The organism is Tahibacter caeni (assembly GCF_024609805.1).
GTDB classification, from domain to species: Bacteria; Pseudomonadota; Gammaproteobacteria; order Xanthomonadales; family Rhodanobacteraceae; genus Tahibacter; species Tahibacter caeni.
This window is the reverse complement of record NZ_JANFVR010000143.1, coordinates 1-11,799: the sequence shown is the minus strand read 5'-3', so window position 1 is coordinate 11,799 and position 11,799 is coordinate 1. Positions and strand designations below refer to the sequence as shown.

The following is an 11,799-nucleotide window of genomic DNA, read 5'->3' as shown; positions in this document are numbered from 1 at the left end:
AAATAGAAGCAGTTGCGGAACGCGTCGCCGGTCGGCAGGCGCGTGCGCCGCTGGTACGGGCTGGCGGCGGCGTCCGCCGCACGCGCGCCGGCGCTTCGCGCCGTCGAGTCGCCCGCCGGGGCGCCGGAGGCTCCGGCGGCCGCGGCGCCGATCGCGACGAGATCGGTCCAGGCCGGATAGATCTGCGCGTCGAGCACGGCGAGCTCCGGCGAACGGCGCAGCTTCTCGAACAGCTGCGTCATGGCCTTGCCGTGGGCGGCGAAGCGCTGCGGCAGGCCGCTGACCGGCGCGACCCACTGGTGGCGCAGCTCGATCAGCAGGCGTTCCTTGAGGCTCGAGTCGTGCACGCTCAGCGCGAGCGGAGCGGCCGCGGCCGGATCGACGCCGGCGCGTTCGAGCGCCGGCTCCAGCGCCGAGCTCGCGACGAATTCGCCGAGGCGGCGATAGCTCTCGAACTGCGCCTCGTCGAAGAACTGGTCGCCGGTGGATTCGTGCGGGAAGCTCGGGTGCGCGCTCGCGTAATGGGCGACGTCGGTGGGTTCGGTGCCGGTCAGGGTCGGCTTCAGATAGAGCAGGGTGCCGCTGCTGCCGTCGGCGTAGACGATGCGGCCGACCGCGCAGCTGCGCGCGCTGTAGCCGTCGGCGCCGGGACGCAGCGCGTTGACGTCGACGTGGATGTCGGCGCCGAAGTCGACGCGGCATTTGTGCACGGCGTTGCCGAGATCGGCGAACACGCGCTGCGGATCGGCGCCGGCGTCGACGCAGAGCACGAAGCGGCAGCGGCGGCGCACGAGTTCGTAGAGTCCGAGGTTTTCGAAATGCCCGCCATCGGACAGGTAGACGTAGCGTCCGCCGTCGCGCGTGAGGCCGAGCATTTCGGCCAGCAGCCAGCCGGCCGAGAACGGCGCGCTGTCGGCGCGCGGCCGCGTCGCGTGACTCGGATTCGCGAGCCACCAGCCCAGGCGCGCGTCGAACAGGGTCAGCAGGAAGGTCACGGCCGGCGAGCTGTGATAGCCCATGTTCGGACTGACCGCGGCGCCGGAGATCGACACCGCGCTGCCGAGGGTCAGCGCCGCGGCCAGCGGATCGGGCGCCGCGCCCGGTATCGCGGTCGCCGCCGCATTCGGCGTCGGATCGCCGATCGCGCTCGCGCCGGCGCGCGACGGCGGCGGCACGTAGCCGCAATAACCCGGCGTCAGGCAGAACGAGGCGGCCTTGCGGTCCTGCCAGTCGAGCTGCTTGGCCGCGACGAGGTTCAGCGCCGTGCCGATCAGCGGATACAGCGGCCGGCAGCCGCCGTCGCGCTCGACTTCGACGACGTCGGCGAGCACGAGATCGTCGTGCGGATCGAAATTCGTGATCGGCTCGGGCTGGCGCTGCGCATTGCTCGCGCCGAGATAGCAGCGCACGAGACGGTTGCGATAGAACGCGTTCATGCTGAACTCGTTCACGTCGACGGTCAGGCCGAACAGCAGCCAGACGCCGACGGCGACCAGCGCGACGACGGCGACGGCGACGCTGCTGCGGTCGGCGCCCGCGGCGAGGTAGCCGAGGTAGATCGACAGCTCGCTCGCGGCCTGCGGCGGCCGTGCGTCCCAGCCGCCGAACACGAGCAGCGCCTGCGCCCCGAGGCTGATGCCGACGAGCAGGCCGAGCACGAAGACCGCCGGCGCGATGCGCACGAGCCGGTCGAGCAGCGCCGAGCTCGGCTTCGCGCCGCCGCTGCGCTGGCTGTAGGCGAGCATGACGCCCGAGCCCGACGTCGCGAGCCAGGCCGCGACGCCGGCCCAGCCCGAAATCGCGCGCCACTTCTCGTCGAAGAACTGCGACAGGTTCAGCAGCAGCCACGGACCGTAGATCGTCAGCGCGAGGGACAGCACGATGCCGATCAGCACGAGACCCGCGGTCTTGCCGCCGACGCGCGCCCAGACCTCGCGCTGCAGATCGCTCAGCGCGGCGCCGGCCAGGCCGACGTGGACGATGCCGGTCAGGGTGATGCCGGCCAGGGTGAAAGCCGGGCCGAGGATCAGGCTGTGCCACAAGGTCGCGTCGCTGTAGCCCCACGGCGCGAGCAGGCGCAGCACGCCGATGATGGCCAGGCCGCTGAAGGCGGCCGCGCCGGCCGCCGCGAACAGGAAGCGCAGCCGGTGCTGCTGCAGCGGCGGCCGCAGGTCGTCGTCGTTGCGGCGCAGCGCTTCCATCGCCGTGTCGAACGCGGTCCAGACCAGCCAGATCGCGAGGTAGAGCACTGCCGTGGTCAGGCCCAGGCGCGCTTCGAGCGAGGCCTGCGGCGCCAGCCACGTCGACAGCGATTCCCAGGGCTGCGGCAGCTGGCGCAGCCGGCTCAGTCCCATCGCGCCGAGGAACGAACCGCCGGCCAGCCCGAGAATGACGCCGAGCGCGGCCAGCGCGACGCGCGGCCGCGGCCGCTGGTCCTCGGCTTCGCCGAGCGGCGGGCGGTTGGTCTGCGAGCCTATCCAGGCCAGCAGCGCCGCCGCCGCGACGCAGAGCAGGGCGGCTACCGACAGCGACACGCCGGGCGCCGTGCCGGTCCAGCGCACGATCAGGTGGAACAGCAGGATCGGCATCAGGCTCAGCGCGAGCAGCAGCGCGCAGAGCTGGGTCTGCACGAGCAGCACGTTGCGCACGAAGGTGCCGATCATGCCGAGCGTGTCGCCCGACAGCGGCGATTTGCGCGGGCTCAGATAGTTGCTGTACTCGCGCAGGTGCTGGATCGGCTGCTGCGGATCGTCGGCGGTTGGACGCCCCGGCATCGCGGCGCGCTCGCGCAGGGTCGAACGCAGCACCTCGAACGCGCCCTCGAAGCCGCGGCGCCGGATCAGACCCTGCAGGAAGCCGCCGATGTAACCGCCGCCGGAAATCGTCGACTGGTAGTGGAAGCCGCGCAGCAGGTTGTCGCGTGCGAGCGCCTGCAGCACGCCGAGCGCGAACGTCGCGCTGCGTATGCCGCCGCCGGACAGGGCCAGGCCCCAGGGGGAAGGATCGTCGTCGCGCGGCGCGCCGGCATGGCGGCCGAGAATCAGGTCGAGTTCGGCGTCGCGCAGCGCCTCCGGGTCGATGCGCACGGCCGGCGCAGGCTCTGGAGTGATGCGGGCAGCTGCGGCGGCCGCAACGCGCGTTTCCGCGGAGACCATGGTGTTCCCCTCGCCGGCCGGTCCGGCGGGCAGCCTACACCGGAAATGGCGACTTCGCACCATAGTCGCAATGTGGTCAAACGCGGTGTCGCACCCCCGCCGTCCCGGGCGACAGCCTTTCACCTCCTCGACCGGGAGGGCTCGAAAGCGACAGCGTCGTCGTGTTGAAGGCCCTCCCCTTGAAGGGGAGGGCTTGGTGGGGACGGATTACCCTTGTGCAGTGCATGCGAGGAAAAAACCGTGGAAGCGCCAGCCTCTCCTCTCCGCGGGGAGAGGAGAGTCGAAGCCACGACGTCATTGAATATCTATTTGCAAATTCAACGACGAAGCAGGACACGCGATCTCAGTGCGCCACCGCCGGCTGCAGGGCCGGCTTCTGCCGGCGCGTCGAGAGCTTGCGGATGATCACGTAGAACACCGGCGTCAGGAACAGACCGAACACGGTGACGCCGAGCATGCCGGCGAATACGGTCACGCCCATCGCATGGCGGATCTCCGCACCGGCGCCGTGGGCGAACACCAGCGGCACCACGCCCATGATGAAGGCCAGGCTCGTCATGAGGATCGGACGCAGACGCAGGCGGCAGGCCTCGAGCGCGGCGTCCACGATGCCGAGACCCTGCTTGATCTCCAGCTCGCGCGCGAACTCGACGATAAGGATCGCGTTCTTGCAGGCCAGCCCCATCAGCACGACCAGGCCGATCTGGGTGAAGATGTTGTTGTCGCCGCCGGTCAGCCAGACGCCGGTGATCGCCGACAGCATGCACATCGGCACGATCAGGATCACCGACAGCGGCAGCGACCAGCTCTCGTACAGCGCGGCGAGCACGAGGAACACCAGCAGCACGCAGAGCGGGAACACGAGCAGCGCGGCCTTGCCCTGAGTGACCTGCTGATAGGTCAGCGCGGTCCACTCGAAGCTCATGCCGGCCGGCAGCAGTTGATGCGCGAACGCGGCGACACCCTGCACGGCCTGGGCCGAGGACAGCAGACGCGGATCGGCACCGCCCTGCAGGTCGGCCGCGGGATAGCCGTTATAGCGGATCACCGGGTCGGGACCGTAGCTCTGGCCGATCTTCACGACGCTGCCGATCGGCACCATCTCGCCGGCGGCGTTGCGCGTCTTGAGGTTGGCGATGTCGTCGACGTCGTCGCGATAGTTCGAGTCGGCCTGGGCGATGACCTGATACGTGCGGCCGAAACGGTTGAAGTCGTTGACGTAGCGCGAACCCAGATAGACCTGCAGGGTCTCGAACAGGTCGGTCAGCGCGACGCCCTGTTCCTTGGCCTTGATGCGGTCGACGTCGGCGTTGAGCTGCGGCACGTTGGACTGGTACGAGCTGAACGGACGCTCGAAGCCCGGCGTCGACATGATCGCGCCGCTGAGCGCCTCGACCTGACGCGTGAGCTCGCCGTAGCCGAGACCGGAACGGTCCTGCACGTACATCTCGTAGCCGGCCGACTGGCCGAGGCCGAGCACCGGCGGCGGCATCGCCGCGAACGCGAGGCCTTCCTTGATTTCGCCGAAGAAGCGCATGTTGAGCTGCTGCACGATCTGCTCGGCGCTCTGGCCGTTGCGCTCGGCGAACGGCTTCAAGCCGAAGAAGATCGTGCCCATGTTCGGCGTATTGGTGAACTGGATCGCGTTGAGGCCCGGAAACGCGACCGCAGTCGCCACGCCCGGGGTTTCGAGCGCGATCTCGCTCATGCGCCGGATCACCGCCTCGGTACGGTCCAGCGACGCGCCCTCGGGCAGCTTCGCGCCGGCGAACAGGTAGAGCTTGTCCTGCGTCGGGATGAAGCCGCCCGGCACGGCGCGGAAGCCGACTACGGTCAGACCGACGAGCAGCGCATAGACGATCAGCATCAGCGGCGCACGCTTGAGCGCGGGCCGGCCGCCGTTGGCGTAGGCCTCGCTCGAGCGGCGGAAGAAGCGGTTGAACGGCCGGAACACCCAGCCGAACGCCGCATCGATCAGGCGCGTCAGGCGGTCCTTCGGCGCGCCGTGCGGCTTGAGCAGCGCCGCGGCCAGCGCCGGCGACAGGGTCAGCGAGTTGACCGCCGAGATCACGGTCGAGATCGCGATGGTCACGGCGAACTGGCGGTAGAACTGGCCGGTCACGCCGTCGATGAACGCGATCGGCACGAACACGGCGCAGAGCACGAGCGCGATCGCGACGATCGGCCCGCTGACCTCGCTCATCGCGCGGTGCGCGGCTTCGAGCGGCGCATGGCCTTCCTCGATGTTGCGTTCCACGTTCTCGACGACGACGATCGCGTCGTCGACGACGATGCCGATCGCCAGTACGAGTCCGAACAGGGTCAGCACGTTGACCGAGAAGCCGAGCAGCCAGAGCACGGCGAAGGTGCCGACCACCGACACGGGCACGGCCAACAGCGGGATGATCGACGCGCGCCAGGTCTGCAGGAACAGGATCACGACGATGACGACGAGCGCGATGGCCTCGAACAGCGTGGTGATGACGGCCTTGATCGAATCGCGCACGAACACGGTCGGGTCGTAGACCACGTCCCAGGTCACGCCTTCGGGGAACTGCTTGGCCAGTTCGGCCATCTTCTCGCGCACGGCGTCGGACATCGCGATCGCGTTGCTGCCGGGCGCCTGGAAGATCGGAATCGCGACGGCCTGCTGGTTGGACAGCAGCGAGCGCAGCGCGTACTCGGACGCGCCGAGCTCGATGCGCGCGACGTCCTTGAGGCGCGCGACCGTGCCGTTCGCGTCGGTCTTGATGACGACGTTGCCGAACTCTTCCTCGGTGACCAGGCGGCCCTGGGCATTGATCGACAGCTGCAGCTCGGCGTTGCTCTTCTGCGGCGGCGCGCCGATCGAGCCGGCCGAGACCTGCAGGTTCTGCTCCTGCACCGCGCGCACGACGTCGCCGGCGGTCAGGCCCAGCGCGGCGACGCGGTCGGGCTGCAGCCAGACGCGCATGGAGTAGTCGCCGGCGCCGAAGATCAGCGCCTGGCCCACGCCGGAAATGCGCGCGAGTTCGTCCTTGATGTGCAGCACCGCGTAGTTGCGCAGGTAGGTGATGTCGTAGTTGCCCTTCGGCGACAGCAGATGCACGACCATGGTCAGGTTCGGCGACTGCTTCAACGTCGTGACGCCGAGGCGGCGCACGTCCTCGGGCAGGCGCGGCGTGGCCTGGCTCACGCGGTTCTGCACCTGCACCTGGGCCAGGTCGATGTCGGTGCCGATCTTGAACGTGACCGTCAGGGTCATGACGCCGTCGGAACCGGCGACCGACTTCATGTAGATCATGTTCTCGACGCCGGTGATCGCTTCTTCGAGCGGTGCGGCGACGGTCTCGGCGATGGTCTTTGGGTTGGCGCCCGGATAGACCGCGCGCACCTGCACCGACGGCGGTACGACGTCGGGGTATTCGCTGATCGGCAGCATCGGAATCGCGATGAGGCCGGCCACGAAGATGATGATGGACAGGACCGCCGCGAAGATCGGGCGATCGACGAAAAATCGGGAAAAATCCACGGTTGAACTCCTTTACCGGGGAAGCTTTGTCTTGTCGGGGCTTGGCTGGTTTCGAGCGTTTGAATCCGAAGCGGAAACCCATCCCCGCCCGGCCCTGCGGCCCGTCGGGCGTTCAGGGCCGTCAGAACCTGCGGTTCCGGGCGACGGGTTTTCACGCCCTTGAAGGGACGGTTCGGAGCGAGGTCGCTTCAGGCCGTCCCCTTCAAAGGGAGGGCGGATGGCGATGGGTTCCGCCGCACAGTCCGATCGATCAGGGCCCTCCGGCCACCGCAGCCACCGCCGGCGCCTGTTCGGGCTTCTCCATCGGCACCGGCTGCGGATCCACGGGCATGCCCGGGAAGAACACCTTCTGCACTCCGTTGACGACGACGCGGTCGTTCGCCGCGAGGCCGTCGGTCACGATGCGCAGGCCGTCGACCTGGGCGCCGAGCTTGACGTCGCGGCGCAGCGCCTTGTTCTCGGGGCCGATCACGTAGACGAACTTGCGGTCCTGGTCGGTCAGCACGGCGCGGTCATTGATCAGCAGCGCCGACTGGGCGCCGCTGCCGAGCAGCTGCACGCGCGCGAACAGGCCCGGCGTGAAGCGACCTTCCTTGTTCGAGAACACGGCGCGCGCGCGGATCGTGCCGGTGCCGGCGTCGAGCTCGTTGTCGATGAAGTTCATGCTGCCCGTGTGCGGGAAGCCTTCCTCGTCGGCCAGGCCCATGCGCACCGGATTGCCGGCCTCGCGCGCGCTCGGCAGCTCGCCGGCGCGTTCCAGGCCCTGATAGCGCAGATAGGTGTTCTCGTCGCCCTCGAAGCTGACGTAGACCGGATCGAGCGAGACGACCGTGGTCAGCAGCGAGCTGCCCGGCGCGACGAGGTTGCCCGGCGTGACGAGCGCCTTGCCGACGCGGCCGTCGATCGGCGCGGTCACGCGCGTGAACTCGAGATTCAGGCGCGCCTGCTCGGCCGCGGCCTGGGTCGCCTTGACGTCGGCGAGGGCCTGGGCCAGCTCGTCCTCGCGCAGGTCGACGTCGTTGCGCGCTACCAGCTTGTTGGCGACGAGCTGGCGCGAGCGTTCGAGCTGGCGCTGGGCCAGCGCGGCACGCGAACGCGCCCGCTCGACCTCGGCCGCGGCGCGCGAATGCGCGGCGCGGTATTCGCGGTCGTCGATCTGGAACAGCAGGTCGCCCTTCTTGACCTGCCGGCCTTCCTCGAAGTTGACCTTGTCGAGATAGCCCGCGACGCGCGGACGCACCTCGACCTTATCGACGGCTTCGATGCGGCCGGTGAACTCGTCCCAGAGCGTCACGTCTTTCTGCACCACCGTCGCGACGCTGACCTGCGGCGGCGGCATCTGTGGCGGCGGCCCGGAGTGGCTGCAGCCGGCCAGGGCCAGGCCGAGCAGCATCAGCAGGCCGGCGTTGGCGAGCGCAGGCCAGACGGGGATCGCGGTGTTGGCTTTCATGTTTCCACTCCTTCGGATCTTCAATCGGGTACGGGTTCGGGGCTGCCGCCGGCGCGCAGGTTGACCACGGCTGCGCTGCCGTCGGAGTGCTGGAGCAGGTCGATGACGCCGCGGCCGACGCTGTCGACGTCCATCCATTCGCTGCAGGCGCAGTCGTCGTTGCGCCAGGTGCGCACGAGGCCGGCGAGGGCGAGCTGCTGCACGCGCACGGGCAGGTCGCGGCTCTCGCCGTGGATGACCTTGGCGAGCATGCGCAGCGCGGCATTGGTCACGGAGAAATGGCCGTAGCCGCACCAGGGATGCTCGGTCGCCGCGCTGGCGATACCGAGATAGAGCGCGTTCGGCGAATGTTGCGCGAACAGCGGAATCAGGGCGCGCGCGGCGTTGAACTGGGCGACCACGTGGGCGTGCAGGTGGTCTTCGAGGAAGATGCCGTCGCGGTCGAGCAGCCGGCCGCAGTCGGCTTCCGGGCCGATGGCCACGACGGCGCCGGCGAAGCGGCGGCGCAGCGCGACGAGCTGTTGCACGAGATCCTTGGCGCCGGTGTCGCTCTCGACGCTCGCGGTCAGCAGGGTCAGCGCGGCCGGCCGGCCCAGCCGGTCGGCCAGGTTCAGCAAGGTGTCGCGATGCCGGCCGACGGCGATGACCGGATAACCCTCGGCGAGCAGGCTGGCGACGACGCCGCTGCCGATGCCGCCGCTGGCACCGATGACGATGACGCTGGATTTCATGAAAACCGACCTCATGCGGTAGCTGTCCGGCGACGCCGCAACGGAGTCCGTCGGACCCCGCCTCCCCGGGCGTCGAGGAGCAGGACGCAAAAGTGGGCCCGACCTTGGCTTTGATTAGTGGGCCGTTTCGGGAATGATTGTCCCGCTGCAGGGACAATGAGGGACAGAAATGCTACGCGACTTCAATGAAACGCTGATCTTTGTACGGGTGGTGGAACAAGGCGGATTCAGCGCCGCCGCGCGGGCACTCGGCCTCCCGAAGACCAGCGTCAGCCGCAAGGTGCAGGAGCTCGAGGACCGGCTCGGCCTCCACCTGCTCAAGCGCACGACGCGGCGCATCGGCCTGACCGAAGCCGGTGCGCTGTATTACGAGCACTGCCGGCACATCGCCCGCGACCTCGACGCGGCCGAGAGCGCCGTGAACCAGCTGCACGGCGCTCCGCGCGGCTGGCTGCGCGTGACCGCGCCGTACTCGCTCGGCAGCAATTCGGTCGCGCCGATCCTGCCGGAGTTCCAACAGCGGCATCCGGAACTGCGCGTCGAGCTCGTGCTCAGCAACGACAAGCTCGACCTGATCGGTTCGGACATCGACCTCGCGCTGCGCGTCGGCACGCTCGCCGATTCGACCTTCAGCGCGCGCCGGCTCGGCAGCTTCGTCGCGCGCGTCTATGCGAGTCCCGACTATCTCGCGCGCAACGGCGAGCCGCTGCGGCCCGACGAGCTCGTGCATCACCGCACCCTGGCCATGAGCCAGCACCGCGGCGCGAACGGCCGCTATTGCTGGGGACTGCGCAACGGCGACGACGGCGGCGAAGCCGTCGACTACGCCGTCGCGCCGGTCTTCGTCGCGAACGATCCCGGCGTGCTGCGCACCGCGCTGATCGGCGGCCAGGGCCTCGCGCTGATCAGCGACGGCCTCGTCGAACCGCTCGTCGCCGCGGGCAAGCTGCGCCGCGTGCTCGGCGCCTGGCAGAGCCCGGCCGTCGACCTCAACGCCGTCTATCCGCCGGGCCGCTCGCAATTGCCCAAGGTGCGTGTGTTCGTCGACTTCCTGCTCGAACGCATGAGCCTGACCGAGTGGTGGCATCCGTGCCAGCAGATGGCGCAGGCGCCGCGCTTCGGGCCCTAGCGTTCCGGTCCGCGCAAAAGACCGGCCGTATCCGCGTCAGCTGCTCCACTCGCCGGACACGTAGAACCAGTGCCCGTCCTCGCGGCGGAAACGGCTGAGCTCGCGCAGGCGTTGCATCGGGCCGCCGCCGACCTTGTACTTCGCGACGAATTCGACGAACGCGTTGTCGGCGTCGACGGGCTGATAGCGCAGGATCTTCAGGCCGTGCCAGCGCGGCGCCGGCTTCTCGCGCGCGAGATTCAGCGCCGGCGGACGCGTCGAACGATGCCAGCTGCGCAGCAGGTAGTCCTCCAGCCCGAGCGCATAGGCACTGTAGCGCGAGCGCATCAGTGCTTCGGCCGTCGGCGCCGGCTCGCCCGCATGCAGTGGCGCGCAGCAGACGGCGTAGGCGCGGTCGGAGCCGCAGGGACAGTCGACGACGGTTTCGTTCATGGACGCACGCAGCCGGAAGCGGCGCGCATTCTCGCCGCTATCGGCCGGCCGTCAAAGGGTACGGCGGCAGGCTTCAGGCCGGCCGCGCGCCGAGCAGCCGCGCAGGCAGGAACAGCAGCGCGCGCAGGAACTCGAACACGGCCGAGACCGTGATGCCGACGAGCCGGAACGGCAGGCTGAGCAGCCAGATCAGCGGGTAGAGCACGAGCGCGAGCAGGGCCAGCGGCCAGCACAGCACGAACAGCAGCAGCCAGAGCAGGAACTTGAGCATCGTGGGCGGCGCCTCCGTAACGTCGCCCACAGCATCGGCCAGGCTAGGGTCGCGTTCACGTGCCGGAAGTCGGGGCGCCGCCGCGCGTTCAGAAACCGCACGATCGGCGGCGGCGCACACGGCCATCGCGCGCGTCGAGACGCCGCGTTGCGATCGTGCCCACCCCTGTGGAGATTGACGCATTATGCACACGCGAATTTCCTATACCGACCCGCTGCTGGAACTGCTCGACTGCATCGAGGATGCCGTGCAGCTGCTCGCCTTCGACTATTTCGGCGCCGCCGGCAACGAGCTGCGCCGCGCCGAGGCGCTGCTCGCCGGCAGGCTCGCGGACTGGCGCGACGCCGACGCCGAACTCGCGCGGCTCTGGCTGCGGCAGGCCGCCGTGCCCGCCGGTCCTGCCGGCTCGCGGCTGCGCCGCTGCCACAGCGCCGGCGCGCTCTGGCGCGCGCGCCGCGCGGTCAAGCGGCATTGGCTCAACCGTCTCGGCCTGGCCTGGGACCCCTACGCCGCGCCGCTGCTCGCGCCGGACGACGGCAACGGCAACGGCGACGATGCGACGCCGGTCGCCGCGGGCCGGACGCCGGAGACGAACCTGCCGCGAAATCGGCGCAAGCCGTTTTTCTCCGTGTCGTCGCGGGAGAACGAGCGGAAGGAAGGAGGTTGCCGCCGCCTGCCATTGTGTTGAAATATACACTCTGATTTCAGCGCTGAGTCGCGTTCAGCGCGGCGGCGCACCGAGCTCGCGCGCGTCGAGATAGCCGTTGCGATCGACGTCCTGGCGGCGGAACACCTCGGCCAGGCGCTTGCGGTGCTGGGCCAGCGCGATCGGCCGCGTATGCGGGCCGACGACGGCCGGATCGAACTCGTTGAGGTCGACGACGCCGTTGCCGTCGAGGTCCATGCGCCGGAATATCTCGCTGAGCTTGTCCTGGTATTCGGTCAGGCTGACGCGGCCGTCGCCGTCGCTGTCGAATTCGCGCAGATAGTCCCGGGTGGAGCCGGCGTATTGCGCCGGCACGGCGGCGGCCAGCAGCAGGCCCAGCGCCGCCGCGGCAATCCTCACGGACCCGCCGCGTCCGCGGCCGGCGCCGCGTCGGCGGCCGGCCGCGTCGCCTTC

At 69.5% G+C, this 11,799-nt stretch carries 9 protein-coding genes; 2 read left to right on the top strand and 7 right to left on the bottom strand.

Annotated elements, in window-relative coordinates; all coding sequences use genetic code 11:
- The 4 genes from NON22_RS13340 to NON22_RS13325 all read right to left on the bottom strand — a co-directional run.
- Positions 1-3,086: patatin-like phospholipase domain-containing protein (locus tag NON22_RS13340; protein WP_257387430.1), on the bottom strand; the 3,086-nt coding region annotated here is incomplete at its 3' end.
- 412 nt (positions 3,087-3,498) lie between these two features.
- Positions 3,499-6,666 (bottom strand): efflux RND transporter permease subunit, encoded by a 3,168-nt coding sequence (locus NON22_RS13335; RefSeq protein ID WP_257387429.1) that lies wholly within the window; start codon positions 6,664-6,666, stop codon positions 3,499-3,501.
- A 250-nt stretch (positions 6,667-6,916) separates the two neighbouring features.
- On the bottom strand, positions 6,917-8,116 hold the full coding sequence (locus NON22_RS13330; protein WP_257387428.1) for an efflux RND transporter periplasmic adaptor subunit: 1,200 nt from the start codon (positions 8,114-8,116) through the stop codon (positions 6,917-6,919).
- A 20-nt stretch (positions 8,117-8,136) separates the two neighbouring features.
- Positions 8,137-8,847 carry an SDR family NAD(P)-dependent oxidoreductase gene (locus NON22_RS13325; RefSeq protein ID WP_257387427.1) on the bottom strand — a complete coding sequence of 237 codons (711 nt, stop codon included), beginning with the start codon at positions 8,845-8,847 and terminating at the stop codon, positions 8,137-8,139.
- 169 nt (positions 8,848-9,016) lie between these two features.
- Between NON22_RS13325 and NON22_RS13320 the strand changes: the two genes are divergently transcribed.
- Positions 9,017-9,976 (top strand): LysR family transcriptional regulator, encoded by a 960-nt coding sequence (locus NON22_RS13320; RefSeq protein WP_257387426.1) that lies wholly within the window; start codon positions 9,017-9,019, stop codon positions 9,974-9,976.
- 36 nt (positions 9,977-10,012) lie between these two features.
- Here the strand turns inward: NON22_RS13320 and NON22_RS13315 are convergent, their stop codons facing one another.
- Positions 10,013-10,408, bottom strand: a complete 396-nt coding sequence (locus NON22_RS13315) for a YchJ family protein (RefSeq protein ID WP_257387425.1) — start codon at positions 10,406-10,408, stop codon at positions 10,013-10,015.
- A gap of 73 nt (positions 10,409-10,481) precedes the next feature.
- Entirely contained in the window at positions 10,482-10,679 is a 198-nt protein-coding gene (locus tag NON22_RS13310; protein ID WP_257387424.1) for a hypothetical protein, read from the bottom strand.
- Positions 10,680-10,863: 184 nt separating this feature from the next.
- Between NON22_RS13310 and NON22_RS13305 the strand changes: the two genes are divergently transcribed.
- A complete protein-coding gene (locus NON22_RS13305; protein WP_257387423.1) occupies positions 10,864-11,367 on the top strand; it encodes a hypothetical protein in 504 nt (167 codons plus the stop codon).
- 33 nt (positions 11,368-11,400) lie between these two features.
- Here NON22_RS13305 and NON22_RS13300 read toward each other — a convergent pair.
- Positions 11,401-11,799 (bottom strand): EF-hand domain-containing protein (locus tag NON22_RS13300; RefSeq protein WP_257387422.1); only part of this gene is annotated, 399 nt, incomplete at its 5' end.